This is a genomic window from Mesotoga sp. UBA6090 (assembly GCF_002435945.1).
Lineage (GTDB): Bacteria > Thermotogota > Thermotogae > Petrotogales > Kosmotogaceae > Mesotoga.
On record NZ_DIXC01000029.1, the window covers coordinates 1 to 22375 of the forward strand.

Consider the following 22375-nt stretch of genomic DNA (forward strand, 5'->3'; position numbering starts at 1 on the left):
ATTCATTGCTGTCAAAGTTGAGTTTAAGTCCACGAGGATATCCACTTCTGTCCCAGCGTTCGTGGTGACAGTAAGGAATATCCAGTGAAGGCCGGAGGTACTCCACTTGTGACAACACTTCATATGCGGTTACAGGATGAGTTCTCATTACCTTCCATTCTTCTTCATTGAGTGGCCCCTTCTTCAATAGAACGCTGTCTGGTATTGAAATCTTGCCAATATCGTGAAGCAAGGCTCCTCGATAAATACTCTCCAGTTCTTCTTCAGTCACCTCCATCTTTTTGGCAAGACGAACCGTAAGATCAGTTACTCGCCTGGAGTGTTCCTCAGTATCCATATCCCTCATTTCAAGAGATCTCGCGAGAACTTCAAGAGTCTGGTCATAGGCCATTGCTATCTGCCTATTGCTTTCCCGGAGATTTTCCATCATTATAGCAACATCGATCGCTAGAGAGGCTTGACCGGCAAGTGTCTGGAGGAAGTCGTTCCATTCACTGTCCCGACTAACTTCCTTCGTATCGAATACTTCAAGGACTCCTAGTGTCTTACCTCTTGTCTCAAGCGGAACAGCGTGGTAGTCCTCGACTCTCATTTCAATGAGCTTCTTAAGTCTCGGGCAGTTTGTATTACCATGATTAATCGGGCCTGAGTATGACTTCCCCGACAAAACTACACTTCCCGGAATTGTCCCTTCTATTGGGAGTTCCTCGAAATTTATTTCTCCGGCAAAGATGCCCATTCCGTGAGTATATTTGAGGACATTCTCTTCTTTGTCTATGAGAAAGATATCGGCTCCATCGACGTTCAACCTTGAAATGAGCCTTTCCAGGAATACTTCCAACATCTCGTTGAGCTCAAAGTGATAGCTGACTGCCATATCTATTTCATGTAATGCGCGGATATTTTCCAGCCTATGCATCGCACTCCTTTCAGATTCTACAAGCTGTGTGATATCTACGCCTGTCAAAACAAAGTACTCATGCTCCTCCTTCCAGCTCGTAAGGTTGCTTAATGTCCAGCGAACGTGAAGAATTCCAGAGGGGGATTCAAGATCTGCCTCGTAGAAGCTCTCGGCTTCTTCTGAACTGATTTCACTGATTGTCTTTCTTATCCAACTTACCAGTTCAGGGCTAGCGAAGACATTGGTGCACTTTTGGCCGCTTATTTCTTCAGACGTAACAACAAGAACTTTTTCGAAAGTGTCATTTGCGAAGATGATTCTACCTTCGCTGTCAAATACTGCAACGAAGACCCCTGCCGTGTCTAGTACTGCATCGGAGAAGTCTTTCTGTTTCACCAGCTCAAATTGTGTCTTGTTCTTCTCGTGGAATTCGCGATGAATAAGAATGTAAAAGAGGAACCCGCTGAAAAGGACGAAGGCCCAACCCTTGTAGGTTTGCGCATGAGTGGCAAGACGTTTTTCAACAAACATCCAATCTACGATCATGTCAGATAACAAGATCCACAGAGCACCAAAAACAACATATAGTAACGCAACCTTAAGCGCCGGATTCTTCATGGTTCAATTCTATGTAGCAAGAGCAAAGAAAAGCAATGGATTGGAGGAGAGCAAATTAAATATCTAGGCAGTCGCCTTTCTGTAGTGAGAGGTAAAGAAAAGGCGACTGCCTTTTCAGTTGTCTTGAAAAGTTCAACCGTTCTCCAATATTCGGCCCACGATATTGATCTGGGGAGTCTGAAATTAGAGAGTTCTCTTATCAAATTAGTTGGAAGAGATGAAAATGTGTTCAATATCAGGTTATTTCGATCAAGATGTTGAAGAGATCGGACCTATTGAAGCTATAGTCTTTCAAGAAGGGTTGAAAACAATCACTCTTCATGAACATTGAGCTCTAGATTACCTGTCATTCCAGGTTCGAGCCATATTGTCCTTAGATTTTCAGAAACAGCATATCCCTGAGGCAATTCGGTTATTTCGATAGAGTGCTCCCCAAAGACAAGTCCTACCCGCTCGATCATTCCAAAGACCTGAAATTCGACTCCATCGACATTCAGATTGACCACTTCGTACAGATAATCTCCCGCCTGTTCAATTATGGAAATGTTAAGAGAACTTCTTTTGGCAAAACCAATTTCCAGTCGAGTATCGCCTTTTTCACCTACTTCAACTGTCTCGATTTCCGTCGTGCGCGAGTAAAGCCGCTCGAATCCTTTGCCCATTGAAAGGACCACACGGCTTTTTCCTGAAGGGACGCCTTCCAGAAGAGTCTGTGAATTTACTCTGAAGGGACGACCGCCGATCGTAAGGACACCCGAGGCATCGAGTAGAGGTTCCTCGGGTTCTCTTGTGCCGTTTCCATTGAGATCGTCAAAAAGTGTCACTTCCATCGTTCTCTCGTATGCAATTCCAAAACGGACACTCGCTCTCTCCCCCGGTTCAAGCTCTACATTTATATCAACGGCTCCCGTGGTGATGCTTACTCCTTCTCCAAATGAAGCCAGATCGAGTGAAAGCTTCATTTCCCCGGGAGTTACCGGCACCGTCAATGTTCCTGATGTTGTAAATATCGACTCCTCGCCAACGCTTACCGAAAAACTTTCAATGTATTCCTCGCCTTCTTCGAACTGGCCTGAAGTATTCGAATCTACAAATACCGCAACGTTCAAGTATGCCGGAGATTTCATGAAAGGCCAATCAAAATCCCTAACACCCGATTCGGTAACGTTGATCTCCACAGGAGCGTCTACAAGAGAGATCATCCCCGAAGGGTATTCTATCAGCTCCACCCTATGTAGATCGGCGGGAAGAACGATCTCTATCCGGCCTCTCTCGTCGCTTTGATATTCAGTCTCTCCGATTCTGATTCTTACTGGTATAGATTCTTCATCGGGTTCCATGACCCGATCAAGATTTCTATCCTCGAAGAAGTATAGACTCAACCTTCCATCATTCTTCTTCTCGAAGAACCAGCTGTCATCGAATTTGAATCTCATTCCGAAATAGAAGCCGCTCTTTTGGAGATTCCCTATGAAGCTTTCTTTTAGAGAGCCCCAGCCGTATCCTGCATAAATCTGTACATCGGGGAGAGGAGTTATCCCAAGTTCAACAATGTATCTGCTGTAGAATCCGCCTGAGTTATCCAGTACAAGATACCCCGCACCGGAAATAGAAAGCAGATCCATGAGTGCCTTTTCGGCTCTAAGGCCACCAATCATATACAATGAGCTCTTCTTAAGGTACAACTCTCCAGTTATCGAAAGGTTCATTGTTCTGTCCATCCAGAATGCAGCATCAAGTGATAGGCTTCCCTCCGCCTGGACTTCAAATCTGCTTGTCTCGTCGGCAGGACTGTTTGAGTAGAGCATGCGGTAAGCTGGTCTTAGTCTTTCGAATCCCGAGTACTCCCCGTTACTCTCGAGAAGCATTCTCGCAAAGCTAAAGCTACCATCGAGTTTGAGATCTGCGTCGAAGGTTAGCTTAAGACAACAGCTTCATCTTCCCTAAGTCTGAAAGTGAAAGGGAAGGTTTTCTTGGCTGTTTGGGATGGAGCCAGGGGCAGGTAATACACACACAGTACTGCGTGTCTGCGTTGTTTCCGTAACAGCTGGGCGTAATGTAGTTTGAGAAGAGATCGGGCATATCGAATGAGTAAAATGTACTTTGCTGCACGATGAATCCTTCCGATTCAAGCCGTCCAATAAATGTGTTTACATTCTCCTCGGTGAAGTAGGGTCTTTACAATAAACTGTCACCAACAGCGCCACGAAAAGAAGGACCAACAGACATTTCATACCTCTTTGAAGTTTTCAATATCATCGGCCGATCTCAAAGTCACTTTGGCGCGTTCGGTTGTGAGATAATAGCTCTTTTCTAGATCAGCAGATGATTTCCGATAAGTATTCAAAAGACGTCTGTATTTCTATAAGACAAAGAGAAAATCATTGAGCATAAGTGGAGTTCCAAATATGCTTCGAACAACTCATCTGTAAGTATCGACAGTAGGTGGATACGATTTATGAAAGCACTGAAAGGATAACGGGCATCTAGGAGGGGATTCATAGATAGCAACTGTTGCCGAACTAACTAGCATTCATTGCATATGGATGGTGTCTTGACCTCCGGCAACGACACCTTTCTAACCGGTCCATCTTCCTTGGAATATTGAACCTAGATATTATCTAGTGCACCCCGGAATTCTTTCATCATCAGCTGTGAATCCAAAGAGATCGCATCATTATGTACGCAGTGATCTGCAAATTTCTCAATTTTTCCTTTCTGTGCAAGCAATGCTGTTTCAATAAGGTTTGCCGAGAAAAGAAAACAACTTTCAGGTTATCTCTCATCTTTTCCCATACTTTTGCGACAATACTCCCAAAACCCTTTCTTATAATTTGTTTGAAGATGAATTGAAGAACCCAAAGGCAAGTATGACCCCGACATAGTAGTACGATTAGCGGCAACTAATTGCCAATACAGCAGAACTGACAGTGGAAACCTTTATTACCTTTCTCACCCCATCCCTTAAAGCCGGGCAGGACATGGTCCAGCCTTCTTGTGTTCGTACTCTTACTATGTTAGAAAGATCGATAGATGATCTGAGATAATTGAGATAGGTAGGCTGATACGGAATGTATAATAGCAAAACAGCTGAAGTGTGGCATGGGAATCTGAGACTCATTGGAATAGTCCATGTGGGTTCTCATTATCAGGCTGAAAATCGTTGTATAAAGACAAACAGGAGGTTACTGTGGGCAAAATCCGAAGGACAAAGAGGATCGTAACCGGAAGAGCAGCCGTTGATGGAGCAGGTGTGAAGCTTGTTAGAGTAGTGGGCCACAGAGACGTTGAGGATTTCGACCCCTTTCTATTGCTTGATGCCTTTGATTCCAGCGACCCGGAGGACTATGTCAAGGGGTTCCCGTGGCATCCTCACAGGGGCATCGAGACCGTAACTTATCTTGTAAGCGGGGTGATTGAGCACGGTGACAGCCTGGGTAACAAAGGAGAGATACTGGATGGGGACTGTCAGTGGATGACCGCAGGTTCGGGAATTATCCACCAGGAGATGCCAAAGCCAGCAGAGAGGATGCTGGGAGTTCAGTTGTGGTTGAATCTTCCGGCAAAGGACAAGATGGTTGACCCTCAGTACGGAGACATCAAGAGTGAAAACGTTCCGATTGTAAGTGAAGAAGGTGCAAGAATACGTTTAATAGCCGGGTCTTACAAAGAATTGGCAGGAGCGTTTGAGGGTAGGTATGTGAAAGCCACATATTTAGACGTTGAGGTTGATGCGGGGAAGGAATGGTCATACAATTCTGAAGATGGATCCACGCTGTTTATTTACATTCTGCTCGGCAGTGGAATCTTCGATCCAGAACGATCCGAAGTCATCGAAAACAAGCGAGCAGTTCTCTTCGATGAGGGTGAGCTATTTTGGGTTAAGGCAGGGACAGAAGGAATCAGGTTTCTTCTTTTATCGGGGAAGCCTTTGAAAGAACCTGTAGCATGGGGTGGCCCCATAGTTATGAACACAAATGAGGAGCTTGAACTTGCTTTCAGGGAACTAAGCGATAATTCTTTCGTCAAGAGTGACCGGAGATAGTTGAAGTAAGGGAAAATTAAAATTTGAGAAGAGGCGTTAGGCGTTTCAAATGATAAACTACTCATAATAAAGGCGTTTTGAATGGTTTTTGAACAGCATCTGCTATTGCAGAGAGTTAACAAACTGGATTTGATCAACTGTTTTCTCATATTGAACAGACTTTTGATTGAGGCGGCTCTGTTAGGAGCATCTCTAGGGGGAGAGTAACTTGAAAAAACCTATTATATTCATTCTGTCTTTGTCTCTTATTTTCCTGCTGCTCGGATGTCCGGTCGTTAACAAATCGCCCGAGGTCACAAAACTAGATGGTGCGAGTGGAAAAGTAACGGAAGACAGTTGTACATTCCAATGGTCAGGAAGTGACGCCGACGGTTCAATTATTAAATATGAGTATAGAAAGGACTTCGCTGGCTGGGAGAGCAATGGAAAGGAAACCGGGTATACTTGGGCCTATTATTCCGAAGGTGAACATACGTTCGAAGTTAGGGCGCTCGACGATGAAGGGGCATATTCGGAGATAATCGTCTGGACCTTCAATTACGATCCGCCAAACGTGCCCCCAATAGTCACAAAGACCGGTGGTCTTGAAGGAGAAACGGAAGAGTCGAGTAATACATTCTCGTGGACGGGAAACGATCCAGATGGTGAAATAGCGCGATTCGAACTGAGAAGAGACTTGGGAGAATGGAGCGATGCTGAGCTTTCCAATGAATACACATGGAACGGTTATTCCGAAGGCGAACACACTTTCGAAGTAAGGGCACAGGACAATGAAGGAGCCTATTCGGAGATAATCGTCTGGACCTTCAATTACGACCCTCCCAATGTGCCACCAGCAGTGACAAAGATCGGTGGAATTGAAGGAGAGACAGAGAACGCCTCAAACGCCTTTTCCTGGTCGGGCAATGATCCCGATGGAGCAATAGTTGAATACGAATACAGAAAAGATACTGGGGCCTGGATTGGCAATGGAATGGAAAACGAATACGTCTGGGGCGATTACTCTATCGGTAATCACTCTTTTGAGGTTAGGGCAAGAGACGACGAAGAATTGTATTCTCAAACTGTTGTCTGGAATTTCGAATATATATTGAACAATAATGCTCCGACAGTTACAAAGACCGGTGGAATTGAAGGCGATACGACCAGGTATCTCAATACCTTTACCTGGATCGGAAGCGATTCCGATGGATCGATAGAACGGTATGAATACAGAAAAGACCACGGAGAATGGATTAATGTAGGTACTGATTCTAGTTATACGTGGAGGGGATATTCAGAGGGAAATCATGTCTTCGAGGTTCGCGCTCTGGATGACGGAGGGGCGTATTCGCAGATAGTTATCTGGTCATTCACTTACAGCTACGCGAATCAGCCCCCGATCATTACGAAGATCGGCGGTCTTGAAGGCAATATAGACGTGCCAAGCAATTCATTTTCATGGACAGGCAGCGACTCAGATGGCACGATAGCAAGATATGAATACAGCAGGGATGGCGGAGATTGGATAGATTTCGGTCTTGGTACAGGCTATACATGGAGCGACTATCCCGAGGGAATCCATTCGTTCAAAGTAAGGGCGCGGGATGACAGAGGGGCTTATTCGGATGAAGCAGTCTGGAGTTTCACATACAGCATTCCTCCGCAGGAGATGGGGGCCTTCAAGGTCGTGAATTCATGGGGAGTCGGTGGTTGGGAGAACGTTCCAGATGGCTTCCTGTACATTACATACGAAGCGATGAAGGAGAACCAGGTTCGCTGTTTCACTATAGATCCGAGAGACAACTACGAACCGAGAGCAATAGCTGTATTCGAGATCTCGCATGGAATAAGAGATGATTGCGAGATAACGATTGGAGTCGGCAACCCTTCTTCTCCCATAAGAGAAAAGAGATTCGATGACTATAGCTATAGAGGAGGGCAATATCCTTTCCCGGACAACAAGATGGTGCTGGATATCACCGAACTCCTTCCCTTTGAGGATGAGACATTGTTCCTGAAGGTATTTGATTCCTTCAGTAATTTCACTACGGGAAGTATCGAGTTCTTTTCGGTGGAAGTATTCGACAGTTATCAATCTGGAGTTCCCGTCGCGATATACACTTCGACCGAGACACCAAAGAACACCGTAAACAACTCATTCGTGAACGTGCAGATTCATAATGTTGTTGCAGCACAGGGCTCTTCATACTACCTTTCAAGCATAAGGGAGGGATTGTCAACGGAAATGCTCGAACTTCTTAAAGCAGACCTAGGGGTCCTCGAAGAAGGAGGAAACTACAATGAGATCATTGACGGACACGGTACTGGTCTGCGTCCTCCTTCTGAAGACGATTGGGATGAAATCGCCAGGACCTGGCATTTGATGGATGGCTTCTCATTCCAGGGAAGCTTACCATCAACTGTAGATCATTCCGTTTCGCCTTACTTTCCTCCCGTAGGAGATCAGGGCAGCGAGGGCTCGTGCGTAGCCTTTTCAAATGGGTACTATACTTCCACTTTCTACGAGGCCAGGGACAGAGGCTGGGACCTCAGCGGTGCAAGTTGGACAAATGGCGGTGAACCTACTCCTTCGTATCAGAACAGGATATTCAGCCCTGATTTTATCTATCATCAGATAAATGATGGGGAAGATGGCGGTTCATCTTACCTAGATGCCCAGAAGCTTTTGTCGAGAGTGGGAGTGAGCAGCTGGGAGAGGATGCCTTACGATACGAGCGATCACACTTCATGGCCTTCCGAATCTGCATGGAGAGAAGCTCCTAGATACAGGAACGGTATGAATGTAATTAGCTATTTGACCGTAAGGACGGATCAGGACATACTGACTATCAAGTCCTATCTCGCCGCGGGTTATCTGGTATCTGTTTCAATAGACGCCAATCAGTACAAGAACCTTACAGAGAAAGACGTCTGGAACACATCAACTTACATTTATCCCGATACTAATCACGCAAACACAATAGTTGGTTACGACGACATTTTCAACGGCTCTCTTTGATTTGCGTAGTATTTAGGTCATTCGAAGCAGGCAGAAGAAAAGACATGTATATAGGGAAACTCTCTTAGAGAAGGATAAACTTGCAAACTATTGGGTTCTTTAGAATTATTGTCGTTTTGTCTAAATTGGTATCTGTCTGTTAGTCCATAATAATTACTCGACAATGGGATTCAGTTAGTGGCTCAGGTTTTCTTTGCTCTGCAGTATCAGTATATCCTGCAATCTTCTTGTTCAAGTTATTTCAACTGTTCACTTCTGCAAGGTATTGCTTCTAGACGAATGTATAATCTGTTCATACGATGGCTTTGATAGGAATACAGTCGCTCTCCGATCAAAGTTCTACAAAGCCTGGGACAACTCGGAGGTGCCACATGAAGAGAGTTTTGGTGCTCATTTTAGAGTTCGTTAGATCTTGGCTGCTGATAATGCTTCTTATACCTTTTGGATTGCTTTTTGCGGAGAACATGGAAACACCTGTTGACAATTACAAACCTCCCACAGAGGTTTCTGGAACTATAGCCGAGGACACGGTATGGACGATAGCGCAAAGCCCATACCTGGTTAGGGCGACAATAACGATTTCTCCAAACGTTATCCTCACAATAGAGCCCGGCGTGGAAGTTCTCATAGTCCAAAATCAGGATTTCATCGTTAACGGTACGCTGAGGGCCGTTGGCAACGAGGCAAACCCGATTGTCTTCACCGGTACTGCTCAGGTACCAGGTTGGTGGCGATCGATAAATATTCAAGGCGAGGGATCGGCATATCTTGAGTGGTGCGAGGTCTCATTTGCAGGCGCGTCAACGGGTGCCGGCGTTCTCAAATCGGGAACGGGTTCTCTGAGACTTGTAAATTCAGTTGTTCGAAGGGTAAGAGGAGACGGCCTTCGGATTTCGGCAGGTTACTCTTCCTTTGAAAGTATCAATAATGCTTTCATGTATAACACAAACGGTATTAGGCTCGGAATAAACGCATCCTACTCTGATCAGAGTTCGACCTTCATATCGAACGAAGTGGACATACACCTTGACGGTGGAGCTATTACAGGAATTGTGAAATGGGGAGCCAGTGGGGATTACTCCATGACTGTTACCGGTGACGTCTCTATAAATGCCGGAGCATCGCTTGAAATCGTACCGGGAACAGTAGTCAAATTGAGACAGAACAACAGGTTTTTGGTTTACGGTCAATTTCAGGCAAGAGGAGTAGAAGATCAACAGATCTACTTCACCGATTTGCGTGACGATACAGTGGGCGGAGATTCCAACAGAGATGGGAGCGAAACGCTTCCCGAAAAGGGATGGTGGAGGTCGATCAACATCCAGAATGAAGGCTCGGCCGTTCTTGAATGGTGTACCATAGCCTACGGAGGCAGATCGGATGGTGCAACTCTGCTCAAGAGTGGGACGGGCTCTATCAGGATATCTAATTCAGCGATTGTAAGAAGCTCCGGGGATGGGCTTAGAGTGACTGCAGGGTACTCTCTATTTGAATCTTCGGACAACTATTTCGGGTATAACTCGGTTGGTTTGCGGTTGGGCATAAATGCATCTTTCTCTGATCTAACTTCGCATTTTGAAAGCAACGATCTGGACGTGCATCTAGACGGCGGGACGATTAGCTCCAGTGTAGTGTGGGGTGCAAGCAGCGAGTATTCGATGGTAACGGGCGGCGACATTGTTGTCGCTGCGGGAGCTTCATTGAAAGTGATGCCCGGAACTGTAATCAAGCTCAAGCAGAACAACAGAATCCTCGTATACGGTCATCTTGAAGCAGCTGGTCAAGACAGCGCCCCGATTTATTTCACAGACTTTCGAAACGACCTTGTCGGAGGGGACGCAAACAGAGACGGTGAAGATACTTCTCCTGCAAGTGGCTGGTGGCGCAGCATAAATTTGCTTACAGAAGGTACCGCGAACTTTGAGTATTGCACAATCGGGTATCTTGGAGTAAGTGATATGGCAGGAGTAATTAAGAGCAGTACCGGAGCCTTTTCTATTCTGAACAGCACTATTCACGACGTTACCGGTGACGGATTGAGGATCGACAATGCCGCAGGCGGTGCGGAAGTAAGGTATTCAACACTCTCTTACAACACAGGTGCCGGACTGTACTATAAAACCGACGGCGTCCAAATTGAGGCGCTGACCATAGCTTCCAACGGAATTGGGATAAGACTCCCGGCGGGCTGTTCGGTCGAGGTTGATGAACAGACCTATTTTGATGGGAACAATATTGCAATACAGATCGACCCCGCCACAATCTCAGGCAAAGTTACGTGGGGAGCACCTGACTATATATCCATATTGATGAACGGCAGTGTTTCAGTTGCATCGGGGGCAAGTCTTACCGTTAAGCCCGGCAGCGTAGTTAAGATAGCTCAGAACGCACTAATGGCAGTAGACGGAGAACTAATTGCGAGCGGAACAGAGGAGAATCCGATCTTTTTCACTGAGACTCGCGACGACTCTGTTGGAGGGGTGATACCGGGTGATGGTTCTTTGCCGGAAGCAGGCTGGTGGAGGTCTATAAACATACGTAATGAAGGTAAGGCCATTTTCGACTGGTGTAGAATTGCTTATGCCGGTCGTTCCGATGGGGCTGCAATATTGAAGAGTGGAACCGGCTCTCTAAGGATATCGAATTCAGTTCTGTCAAACACATCTGGAGACGGTCTGCGCCTTTCTGCGGGTTATTCATCCTTCGAGCATTTTCAGAACGAGTACTCTGACAATACAATTGGAGTCAGGTTAGGTATAAACGCTTCATTTGCCGATGTAACCACCACGTTCGAAGACAACTCAACAGATATTCATCTTGATGGTGGGGCGATAAGTGTTGCAACATCGTGGGGATCGAGCAGCGACTACTCTATGGTCATAACTGGTGACGTGAGCATCGCGGCCGGCGCTTCTCTGAGCATTCTCCCTGGTACGGTGGTCAAATTCAGGCAGAACAACAGAATCCTTGTTTACGGTAGTCTCAAGGCAATCGGAGAAGCGGATCTGCCAATCTACTTCACCGACTTGAGGGATGATCTAGTTGGCGGAGACGCGAACAGAGACGGTGAAGAGACCACCCCCGCTCCTGGCTGGTGGAGATCGATAGGCATTATGACTGACGGCACGGCGAGTTTCGAACACTGTGTGATTCGATACGCTGGATACGGTGATCGGTCCGGAGTTCTAAAGAGCAGTACTGGAGCGGTTTCAATGACAGACACGGTAATTGAAAAGGTTGCAGGGGACGGCTTCAGAGCAGATAATGCTGCCGGAGGAGTGAAGATCGCCAGATCAACTTTCTCAGAAAACTCCGAAGCCGGACTGAACTGCAGGACGGACGGGGTTTCGGTAGAAGAATCCGTCTTCGTATCCAATGATACGGGTGTAAGGGCAATCGCAAACGGCTCTCTGGTAATAGACGATAAAACCTACTTCTCTGAAAACAGCAAAGACATCTATGTAGAAGCGGCAACTATTAGCGGTAGAGTGATCTGGAGAGTTCCGGAACACTTGTCCTTGCTCTTGAGCGGCAGCACTTCAATTACAAGAGATGCGAGACTTGAGATCAAGCCGGGAACTGTAGTTAAAATGGCTCAAAACTCTCTGATCACTGTCGATGGGGAGTTCATCGCGCTTGGAACTGAAGAAGAACCCGTCTTCTTCACCGATCAACGTGATGATTCCGCTGGTGGCGATTCCAATAGAGATGCCGATGCTACCTTGCCGGTCAAGGGCTGGTGGAACTCCATAAATATTAGAGAATCCGGATCGGCTGAACTGGACTTCGTTGACATCGGCTATTCGCAAAATGGCATTGTAAGAGCCGGTTCGGGATCATTCACATTGACCAACTCTACTATCCATGATGTTTCTGGAGATGCACTAAAGATTCTTGCAGGATATTCAAGCCTTAATCTCTCGAACAACCATTTCCTTAGAAATGGGACCGGAGTAAGGATGGCAGTTAATGTCTCTTTCGATGATCCGCTGGCTCGATTCGAGGAAAACGCGATAGATGTACATGTTGATGGCGGGACAATAGACGCCGATACGGTCTTTGGTCTAAGCAGTGAGTATTCTTTCTATATCTCAGCTGAGATAACAGTCTCAAAAGATGCGACTCTTGAAATAAGGCCCGGCACAGTCTTGAAGTTTGCGGAATACAGGGGATTGAGGATTTCCGGCAGGCTTAAGTCGATTGGGACCGAGGAAGAGCCGATAACATTTACCGACTGGCGAGATGATTCCGCTGGGGGAGACGCAAATCATGATGGTGATGCCTCACTTTCTGAACCTGGTTGGTGGAGGTCGATCTACATACAGGAAGAGGGCAGCGCAGAACTTGAGTGGGCACAGGTTATGTATGGCGGTTACGGGGACAAGGCGGGTATTTTCAAGACAGGTTCTGGATCGCTGAGCGTTAGAAACATTTCGGTCTCGAACACTGCCGGTGATGGCCTTCAACTAAGCAACAGTACAGGATTTGTAGAAGTTATAGAATCTTCGTTCTTTGGTAATTCAACTGGAGTAGGGATTTCCTCCTCGCAGACCGCTCCTATATCGTTTGCTGACTGTATCTTCGAAGAAAACGCCGTCTATGGTGTCAGAAACGACAGTCAGGTCGAGGTAGTTGCTGTAGATTGCTGGTGGGGCGACATTACAGGTCCTCATCATCCTTCTCTCAATTACCGGGGAACCGGGAATTCGGTGAGTGACAACGTGATATTCGATCCATGGATAGGAAAGGATGAGCTCATGAATGAGACCGAAAGTGAGGAAGTACCCTCTGAGAATGCTCAAGAGGTAGTTCAAGAGACCGTTCTTGCGGAATGGATAGAAGTCTCTTCGGACGGACTGTGCTATGAAGTACCTTCTTCCTGGTTCGATGATTCGGAGGGGTACAGACTCGAACTGGAGGGCGATGAGAATTCGAAGCCGGTAAGCAGATGGTTTGATGCTGAATCCGGGTCAGAGAATATTTTCTTTGTCATCGCTAGAGTGAAACCGGAGTTCCTTGAAGATGAAAAAGAGGAAATCAGACTCTCTATGGAGGTTGTTGAGGAGTCTGAAAGGCTCATTGCCGGGGAACCCGGCATATGGATAGAACTTACGGCGCCCCAGTGGGACGTTGAGAGAACAATCTACTCACATGTCTATCAGCCCGGTGAAGACGGGTACTGTCTATCGATTGGATTTGCAGCTAAGATGGGCTTTTGGAGCCAGAACGAACCGATTTTCGAGAGAATCATGGATACAGTGAGATACTGTGTGAACTGAACAGCGTGACTGTACGTTTTCTCAATTTGATTGATGCGGAAAAACAATGCGCTTAAAGAGTTAGGAGGCTTGCGCTGCAAGAGTTTTCAATCGTCGAACGCAGATAAATCGTCTTTAGCGAATGGGTTGTCTTTCATTCGATTGAGATATTTCAATCTGAAGATGAAGTATATTATTCCGATCACTTCCCAGATGATGAAGAACAGGAAGAAAGAGGTGCTGAAGTCCACTCCGACCTGGTAGAGAAGAATAAGCATTATAACTATTGAAAACACTACACCGAGAATGGGAATGAAGATGAACAATTTCCTTCTGACAATTGCAGGAGCCATTTTTCTAAGAGTCTCATTTTTCTTCAGTCTGAAGACTGCAAACATCGTGGGAACGATTACCGCTATTCCGCCTATTGAAGCAAAGGTTGCAAAGAGGTTAAGCCCAGATTCGCCAACAGAAAGCAGCATGATTGAAGAGAGAAGCCATATGATTGTCAACAGAACCCAGGGAGTTCCTCTCTTATTGACTAAACCAAGTTTGGATGGAAAGACTCGGAGCCTGCAGAGAGCCAGAAGAGATCTCGTTCCCCACATGTATGTAGCGTTTATTGTTGTGGCAATAGCGAGAATTGGGCCACCGAATGCGAAGACGTAGAAAAGAAATCCGTTAAGGTAATTCGAAGCTACATCGTTAAGATTGCCGTTTATCATTACCTCTTTTCCTACTCCAAAAGAGACAATTGCCATCAACAGATAGCAGACCAGAACAATTGAAAGAGATAATAATACGGAAAGCGGGAGATTTCTCCTGGGATTTTCCACTTCTCCGCCTAGCTCTATTACCGCATTTGAACCGGCGAAAGTAAATGTCAGGAGCGCAGAAGCGTAGACCATTGAACCCAATCCCTTTGAGAAAAGGCCCTCGAGGTTTCTCGAATCGATTTTTGCCATGCCGGGAACGGTGTAAATGGCAATTGCTACAAAGAGGAGAGCAACAAATACTATCTCTACTATAGAAGCCATCTTCAGCCCGAGCAGGTTGACCGCAAAGAAGAATGCGAGAATTATCAAAGCGACAGGTAAGACAGAAATCCCATCCCAGATTCCTTTCATGTAGGATGCCAGCGCCAGAGCATTCAGCGGGAAAAGTCCCACAAATGCACCGAAGAGATATGCCCAAAGGCCAAGGAATGCAGCTTTGGGTGAGAAGAGAAAAGCGCCGTACTTGAACGTGCCTCCTGTAGTGGGAAGTGTCGATCCAAGCAACATGACATTTATCATTATTATTGCCATAGGAAGAAAGGCAAAGATAAAGGCGACGATGGCCCCAACCCCGGCGCTCTTGTAAGCTATCGGCATGTAGACAAATATGCCGGCACCAATAGTCATACCTACTTCTAGAGCAACAAGATCCCAAAACTTGAGTGATTTCTTCATTTGAGACACCTTTATGGCCGAGTGCCAAAGACAATCAGAATGGCCTGATAGTATATGGCGTATTATACAGTAAATCTTCTCTATAAGAAATTCTCCGATATGCATCACTTTTGGGAGTCCGGGCGACGATTTAACTCGCTCCGCTTTTTCAATAGGGGATAAGATAGTTTTCGCCGGATACTCAACATCTCTTGAAAGGCCAGGCATTTCTTCGGAAGCTAAAGATCTTTGGGTTATTGAAGTCGAGAAATAGAAAGAAAAAGTACCTGTCGCGAATAGTTCAAGAGCAGGAGGTTTTCGCGTGTCCACTAATCGAAACCGGTGGGAAGACTAGAAACCTCATGTAAACTGTTCAACGCGATTCTATGCAGGAATTTTACGACTGTCATACGCTTCCACAAGATTGGGCAGCAGATACACTGTCTGTCAATCGTCATGTTAGGTGGTTCTAGATTGCAGATCCATATCTCGAGAAAGTCATGAGCGAGAGTTACGTAGTAGTTTTCTTTCTCTGGGAACCCAGTTTTCCAATTGAAGCGTTGTTTGTATGGGTCTTGGAGACTACTGTGCTACAATCAGTTTGGATCCGTTCTTCGATAAATGGAGTGTGAAATAAATGGGTCTTTATGCGGTCATTACCGCCGACATTATTCAGTCCCGAAAGCAGGTGCTTTCATTTGAGAGAATTGAGCAAACTCTTGCTTCCTTCGCAGGAGAGCATCTCGTCAAGTCGTTCGCACTGTCAAGAGGCGACGAAATTCAAGGCGTAGTATCTGATCTAAGTGTCATCGTATCGCTGGTGCGAAGGTTAAGATACGTTATGCGGCCTTTAGCCCTTAGGGTGGGGATGAGCATCGGCGAAATAGAAGATGACAAACTTAAGAAGGCTGGGACTTCGTGGGATTTGAGCGGAGAGGTTTTCTTCAGCGCAAGAGACGCTCTTGACATGGCAAAGAAATCAAGGGTTTCTAACACGTTCTTTCTTTGCAGTGATGATTTCTTGTCCACTGCACTGAACACGTCTCTTTCTCTATTGGAGACTATTGAAAGCGGCTGGACTGAAAAGCAGTGGCAGGCCGTTCATGTATATGAAAGGGAGGGGACCTACGAGAAGGCGGCCAGGGTTCTGGGAGTTACTGCTCCGGCCGTGCAGCAGCATTGTGATAAAGCTGGCTGGAACGTGGTCAGGGCGGCGGAGAAGGAACTGGCGAAATTGATCTCTCTTTCATTGAAAATATAAACCTATTTGGATTTATATGTGTACACTAAAGTTAATTATCTTTATGTAAGTTAAATAAAGCTTTTAAGGTTAAACCCGGTGTTTATCATGATTAGTGAGTATCTTTCTGGAACTGGATGGAGGCAAATATGAATGGATTCATGATACCTTTAGCTCTTTCGATCTTGGCTCATGTACTCGCCGATTTCGTGTTCCAAACAGACAACAGTGCAAAGGAAAAAAGCGAGCTACAGGCAAAGGGCTTCCTGAAACACTGGATCGTTGTTTTCTTGACGCTTGTAGTTTTGATGATGCCCTTCGGACTTGTGGATGTGCTTCTGTATTGTGTAGTCCTTTCACTATTCCACATACTTCTGGACGTCTTCAAGTCCAGCACTGAAAGTAAACGTGGCCCGGCTGCCAAGTTTTCTATGTTCATTATTGACCAACTTCTTCATCTATTGTTGATCGTCTTTCTTGTTCCGATTTCCAGTTTTACAATAGCCAGAAGCTTTTCTGCCCTTATAGTCTGGATAGATTTTCATACAGGACTGGATTTAGCCGTACTTCCGGTTGGCAAAATGCTTTCCGTACTTATTGTCTATCTATATGTTCTCTTTGCGGGAGCGGTGTTCATAAGAAAGCTGTTCGATCTAATATACAAGAACCAGCCGGACTACCTTGAGAGAATCGTTGGAAACAGCTCCTCTCTAGATAATGTGAGAACGGGACGAGCGATCGGCATCTTCGAAAGACTTCTAGTTCTAACACTTTACCTCACTGGAAACGTGGCTTCCATAACCATTGTCATTGCCGCGAAATCTCTGGCAAGATTCAAGAACTTCGATAACAAAGACTTTGCCGAGTACTATCTTATCGGGACACTGGCTAGCGTGATGATTGCAATTATCGGTGGCATGATTTTGAAGGTTCTTTAAATTAGGCAAGCATAAATTGCAAAGCCCGTCTGCTAACGCAGGCAGTCAGGCTTTGCCTGGCCAGTCTCGCCTTCGGCGAGGCCAGTTCCGGCTACGCCGAACAAAAAGAGCCGCTTGGATGAGAAACGCTGACCGCTGTACGCTGGGAAAAGCATCACAGGAAGTGAGGCTGCTTCGCAGCAAGCATCTCAGGTCAACCGTCAACGGTCCTCCGTCCTCCGAGAAGCCGCGATGACAAATGACAGGCCTTACAGCAGGGCGATAAGCAAAGAAGAGGCAATTGAAGAAATAATGAGATGCTCAGGCACCCAGTTTGACCCGAAACTGGTCCAAATGTTTAAGAATATTATGAGCAATGAACTTGTCTAGATCTCGTTGATTACCAGCTTCACCTTTTTGTAGCTGAAGATAGAAATCACGATAGCTACTGCAAGCGACGCTAGAGAAATCAGGATGAGCCAGATATTTGAACTGCTCTCTGAAGCGCCTCTCAGTATTGTTGTTAGTGGCATTATTGCGCCAAAGCTGAGGCCCATGCAGATCACCTGATTTAGAAGAACAAACTTTGTTCTCATAAAAGTATTCGGATTATCCATCTGATCCGGTGGGGATACCAGGACACCCCTGATTCCTAGTAGAGAAGAGGTAATATATAGGACGAAGACTACGGGAACTACAACAAAATAGCTGAATGACCCGCCCTTCACGAGGATGCTGGTTGTGAGAACCCCGACGAAGAGAACTGACCCCAGCAGAACGGGCAAGGTTGCCTTCAGAGCTATCATTCTTCCCAGAGAGATCGGAAGTATCTTTGTCGTTTCAATGAAAGGGAACTCCCTTCCCATAAGAAATGCAGATTGAATTGTTGTAAAAATCGTGCTTATGAGCACCGTAGTAAATATTGAAGTAACTGCGTCATCTGAAATGAGTCCGAAAATCAAACCGAATACTACGGGATAGAAAAGATAGTATATCAGTTGCTCATATCGTTTGTAGATCTTAAGCTCTCTTCTCAGCAACACCCCTCGCGATTTCTCATTAAAGGGAATCGTTTTCGATCTGGTTTTAGTGTAGGAAACCGGTTCGAACTTAATAGATGAAGCTACTCTGAAAAATATGTATCCCAAAACCGGAATTGCCCCAAGGCCTACAAGAAGGTAAATCGGCTGCTCCGAAGCTTTCACACTCCAGGTAAAAACGTTCATGGGATTCGAAAGAACTCCCCATGCGGACGCCAGCTTCTGCAAGTACAGCGGTATGTTGTCTGTGCTTCTTGGAACCAGCTGGACGATAATGAAAAACATAAAACCTGCGATTATCTGAACAATGAACATCACTTTTCGCGCTGCCGCCCTTGACATGAACTTTCCGAAAGCCACTGAAACTATGGAGGCCAAGAGCACAGTGTCTATTACTACCAGAACAAGCGCGGGAATCCCAATCCAGGGATTGGGATCGACTCGCAGATGAAAGGGAAGGGCTATTCCGATAAAGACGGATAAGGTAAGTCCCTGATATACAGTCGATATCATTATTTGATAAGCTATTATGCTGACTCTTTTCACGGGAAGAACGAGAAGCATATCTATCTCCTCATTTCTCATGAAGAGATAGGATGACGTCGCAGAGAAAGAAATCAGGAAGAAGAACCCTGAGATAGTCAGGAAGAAACCTGCCATAACCTTTCCGAGAGCAACTCCCTCGATAGAGACCCCTGCAGTAGATCCATACACCTCCCAAAGAAACATGCCGATCATAATCGCAAATACGGCGAAAACAAATAGTTGACCGGAAAGGCCACCCCTGTTGCCTCTCTTGCCTGGAAAGAGGAATAGCTTGTGTTTGAAGAATAGCTTCAGATCGTTCAAAGGGGTCACCTCACAATGCACTGACTATTTCCTGGATGTCTTCGTCTTCACCGGTGAGCTGCAGGAACAAGTTTTCAAGGCTCTCCCTTTCACTGGCACCGGCCTTTTTTCTCAATTCATCCATTGTGCCTTCTGAGATCAACTTCCCCTTATTGATTATCCCTATCCTGTCACACATCTTTTCAGCGATTTCAAGCACGTGAGTCGTCATGAAAATTGTAGATCCCTCATTCTTGTACTTCTCCAAAAGCATCTTCAGAATTTTTGCACTTCTTGCGTCGAGGCCGACTGTGGGTTCGTCCAGGAATATCACTTCGGGCCTTCTCATCAGAACGGATATGACCATTATCTTCTGTTTCATACCGTGGGACATCTCGGAGATCATCTTACCTAGATAATCGATTCCAAAGGCTTCGCATAGCTCCCCGACTCTTTTCTTCGCTTCTTGCTTCTTGTCCGGGAAGACGTCCATTATGAACTCCAGAAACTCCGCGCCAGTGAAGTAAGAGTAGATTCTTGGCTCATCGGGTACAACGCCAATCCTGCTTTTGATAAGCAGTTCGTTTCTGGAGAAGTCCATATCGAGTATTCTCACCTCTCCCGATGTGGGCTTCAAAGTGCCCGTCAACATTCTTATGGTAGTTGTCTTTCCGGCCCCGTTGGGTCCAAGAAAGCCATATATCTCCCCTGAATTAATCGACAGATCTACTTCATTTACTACCGGGTCTTTGTCGAAGACCTTAGTAAGCTTTTTACAGCTGATCATTTGGATCCCTCCAGACTCTATTGCCAGTGTCGGACAGATTATTCGCACTCCCCAATTCTACGACAAGAGTCAAGGCATTTCAAATTACGATTCCAATTCAGCTGCGAAGCGTTCAATCTCCACAAGGGCGATGAATCATAAAGTCAGATGATATAATAAGGCGAGTTCATGAGGTGCACATATGAGAAGAGCGGTTTCCTTCGCTATACTGGCCGTAGTAGTCGTGGTTCTGTTGTCGGGAATCGACGGGTTTAACTTCGATCCCTCGCCGGCTGCTTTCTTGAGCGATGACGATGCGGAGCTTGAGGCGTTCAATGAAATTGCGGAAGTTTTCGGTGATTCCGGATCGATTGCTTTGGTTCTTGAAGCTTCTGAAACCTCTTTGGAGCTCCTGAAAAGCATCACTGAGAAAATCAATTCTCTTGAGTGGGTGAAATCCGTTTTGTCTCCCACTGAGGCCGTTAAGCTGGGGAGCTTCAATCTTTTTACAATGAGTATTCCATCGGAAAGCTATGTTTATGAAGAAGAGGGCCGACTGGTTCTTAATGAAGAACTGCTGGCAGATCCTCTTTACAGCAACCTGATCGTCTCTTCTGATGGCAGCTACTATGGGGTTATGATCACCATAGCAGAGGGGTACGAGCTCAGCAGTGACAAGTTGATCGCGGAACTGCGGTCGGCATTAGACTCTTCCGGCGTAGATGACTACAGATTAATCGGGGAGAGTGTCGCTAATTCCGAAACTTTCAGGTCTATCATTGATCTCGCCTTCAAGTATCCGCCCTTCATACTGCTGGCCATCATGGCGGTTTACGTGATCAAGTTCAGAAGAATATCGCTGTCACTTCTAACCCTTGTACCCCCTTTGGCAGCAGTAATGGTGATAGTAGGAATAATGGGATTGATGGAGCTTTCGATAAACAGTCTTACTGTTATGATTCCTTCGTTCATAGTGATAATCGGAAGCGCATACGGGATGCATTTTCTATCGAGATTTGAAGAAAACATACATATGAAGAACGCCGTAAGAAGAACCGTCCACGAAGAGAGAGTGCCGATTCTCTTTTCTGCTCTTACAACTATGGCGGGCTTTTCTTCATACATCTTGCTTGATATGAAGGCCTTTCAGGAGATGGGAATATTTGTCTGCTCCGGGATCTTTCTTTCTGCTATTTTTACTATCACTGTCCTTCCAGGTCTTGTTACCTCTAAGGCAGCCACTAAAAGCGAGGTTTCGCCGCCGAGAGATGTTCATCCAATAGTTAAAAAAGCAGTTATCTGGGTTGTTATAGTCCTCAGCATCTCTTCTCCTTTACTGATCATTACTATTCCAATAACGATTGATCAGTATAATTTCTTCAAGGAGGATTCAGAGATCAGAGAAAGCGCAAGAACCATGAAGGAGGCCTTCGGTTGGTTGACAAATTATGCCCTCATGGTCGAACCTGTAGAGAGTGCAAGCATTTCGTTCACGGCCGATCAGGTTGAAAATCTCGAAGCTCTTGAAGAGGAGCTGAAGGGAATTGAAGGAATTTCAAAGGTTATGAGTCTCTTTGACCTTTCGAGGGAGACCAACGTTCCCTTACCTTTGATGATCAGGATGCTCAACTCAACAGATGCATTTGAAGATTTTACTTCACTTCTGGTGAGCGATAATGCGATTCGTTTCAATCTCTTTTCATCTGAGAGCGACAGCCTGAGTGCAGAGAGATTAAAAGCCGCAGTCGAAAACGCTATAAAAAAATTTCCTGAACTGAACAAGAGCTTCGAATTCACTCTGGCTGGGACAACTCTCATATGGAAGAGTATCAACTCATCGGTCGTCAACAACCAGATTCAAAGCCTGATAGTCTCATTCGGACTTATCATAATTCTTCTGTTTTCAATATTCAGGAGCTTGAAGTCAACCATAATAGCTACCATTCCAATTTTGCTAACGACACTATTCAACTTCATCTTCATGGCCGTTTTCAGGATTCCTCTAAGCATTTCCACAGCTCTTATTTCTGGAATGTTGATGGGACTGGTAATCGATTACGCCATACATTTCACGATCTGGTTCAGGAGGTTCGGTGATTCACGTAAGGCATATCAACAGACAGCAAATGCAATTCTTGCAAATGGGCTTAGTCTTGTTGCCGGCTTTTCAGTTCTTCTGCTTTCACCTCTCTTGTTATACGTTGATGTGGCGAAGTTGATGGTTAGCGGACTTGTTGTGGGAATGGTTCTTACTCTCATACTTCTTCCCGAAATCGCATCGAGGAGTGAAAGGTTTTTGAGCAGGAGGAAAGATTCCAGCTGATATAATTC

At 45.7% G+C, this 22375-nt stretch carries 11 protein-coding genes and 1 pseudogene; 7 read left to right on the forward strand and 5 right to left on the reverse strand.

Translation table 11 applies throughout. The features are described from left to right. Both B3K42_RS04435 and B3K42_RS04440 read right to left on the reverse strand, forming a co-directional pair. Nucleotides 1-1519, reverse strand: a 1519-nt coding sequence (locus B3K42_RS04435) for an HD domain-containing phosphohydrolase (RefSeq protein WP_292597075.1), incomplete at its 3' end; no start/stop codon positions are given. 311 nt (nucleotides 1520-1830) lie between these two features. Next, nucleotides 1831-3387 carry a hypothetical protein gene (locus tag B3K42_RS04440; protein WP_110990965.1) on the reverse strand — a complete coding sequence of 519 codons (1557 nt, stop codon included), beginning with the start codon at nucleotides 3385-3387 and terminating at the stop codon, nucleotides 1831-1833. 1322 nt (nucleotides 3388-4709) lie between these two features. On the opposite strand from B3K42_RS04440, the gene B3K42_RS04445 reads away from it, so the two are divergent. The 3 genes from B3K42_RS04445 to B3K42_RS04455 all read left to right on the forward strand — a co-directional run bounded on the left by B3K42_RS04445 (nucleotide 4710) and on the right by B3K42_RS04455 (nucleotide 13844). Further along, nucleotides 4710-5564: a pirin family protein gene (locus B3K42_RS04445; RefSeq protein WP_110990966.1), complete on the forward strand. Its 855-nt coding sequence runs from the start codon at nucleotides 4710-4712 to the stop codon at nucleotides 5562-5564. Between the two features lie 208 nt (nucleotides 5565-5772). After that, entirely contained in the window at nucleotides 5773-8565 is a 2793-nt protein-coding gene (locus tag B3K42_RS04450; protein WP_110990967.1) for a Two component regulator three Y domain protein, read from the forward strand. Nucleotides 8566-8936: 371 nt separating this feature from the next. Then, nucleotides 8937-13844: a right-handed parallel beta-helix repeat-containing protein gene (locus B3K42_RS04455; RefSeq protein ID WP_110990968.1), complete on the forward strand. Its 4908-nt coding sequence runs from the start codon at nucleotides 8937-8939 to the stop codon at nucleotides 13842-13844. Nucleotides 13845-13930: 86 nt separating this feature from the next. On the opposite strand, the gene B3K42_RS04460 is transcribed toward B3K42_RS04455, so the two are convergent. After that, a complete protein-coding gene (locus B3K42_RS04460) occupies nucleotides 13931-15274 on the reverse strand; it encodes an APC family permease (RefSeq protein ID WP_292597081.1) in 1344 nt (447 codons plus the stop codon). A gap of 616 nt (nucleotides 15275-15890) precedes the next feature. Between B3K42_RS04460 and B3K42_RS04465 the strand changes: the two genes are divergently transcribed. The 3 genes and pseudogenes from B3K42_RS04465 to B3K42_RS04475 all read left to right on the forward strand — a co-directional run. Then, on the forward strand, nucleotides 15891-16514 hold the full coding sequence (locus tag B3K42_RS04465) for a SatD family protein (RefSeq protein ID WP_110990971.1): 624 nt from the start codon (nucleotides 15891-15893) through the stop codon (nucleotides 16512-16514). Nucleotides 16515-16642: 128 nt separating this feature from the next. Beyond that, nucleotides 16643-17431 (forward strand): DUF3307 domain-containing protein, encoded by a 789-nt coding sequence (locus B3K42_RS04470; protein WP_110990970.1) that lies wholly within the window; start codon nucleotides 16643-16645, stop codon nucleotides 17429-17431. A gap of 228 nt (nucleotides 17432-17659) precedes the next feature. Continuing rightward, nucleotides 17660-17800 (forward strand): annotated as a pseudogene (locus tag B3K42_RS04475) (HD-GYP domain-containing protein); the annotation flags it as partial. Here the strand turns inward: B3K42_RS04475 and B3K42_RS04480 are convergent. Next, nucleotides 17797-19308, reverse strand: coding sequence for a hypothetical protein (locus B3K42_RS04480; protein WP_110990969.1), 1512 nt, complete (start codon nucleotides 19306-19308; stop codon nucleotides 17797-17799). The pseudogene B3K42_RS04475 and the gene B3K42_RS04480 overlap by 4 nt on opposite strands. 1 nt (nucleotide 19309) lies before the next feature. Then, entirely contained in the window at nucleotides 19310-20065 is a 756-nt protein-coding gene (locus tag B3K42_RS04485) for an ABC transporter ATP-binding protein (RefSeq protein ID WP_292597089.1), read from the reverse strand. Nucleotides 20066-20246: 181 nt separating this feature from the next. Between B3K42_RS04485 and B3K42_RS04490 the strand changes: the two genes are divergently transcribed. Next, nucleotides 20247-22367 (forward strand): efflux RND transporter permease subunit, encoded by a 2121-nt coding sequence (locus B3K42_RS04490; RefSeq protein ID WP_292597091.1) that lies wholly within the window; start codon nucleotides 20247-20249, stop codon nucleotides 22365-22367. The last annotated feature ends 8 nt before the right edge of the window (nucleotides 22368-22375 follow it).

Excerpts from the sequence above, each read along its gene's own strand:
- B3K42_RS04465 (WP_110990971.1), top strand. The coding sequence starts at position 15,891 with ATGGGTCTTTATGCGGTCATTACCGCCGACATTATTCAGTCCCGAAAG.
- B3K42_RS04440 (WP_110990965.1), bottom strand. The coding sequence starts at position 3,387 with ATGCTTCTCGAGAGTAACGGGGAGTACTCGGGATTCGAAAGACTAAGA.
- B3K42_RS04460 (WP_292597081.1), bottom strand. The coding sequence starts at position 15,274 with ATGAAGAAATCACTCAAGTTTTGGGATCTTGTTGCTCTAGAAGTAGGT.
- B3K42_RS04455 (WP_110990968.1), top strand. The coding sequence starts at position 8,937 with ATGAAGAGAGTTTTGGTGCTCATTTTAGAGTTCGTTAGATCTTGGCTG.
- B3K42_RS04485 (WP_292597089.1), bottom strand. The coding sequence starts at position 20,065 with ATGATCAGCTGTAAAAAGCTTACTAAGGTCTTCGACAAAGACCCGGTA.
- B3K42_RS04490 (WP_292597091.1), top strand. The coding sequence starts at position 20,247 with ATGAGAAGAGCGGTTTCCTTCGCTATACTGGCCGTAGTAGTCGTGGTT.
- B3K42_RS04470 (WP_110990970.1), top strand. The coding sequence starts at position 16,643 with ATGAATGGATTCATGATACCTTTAGCTCTTTCGATCTTGGCTCATGTA.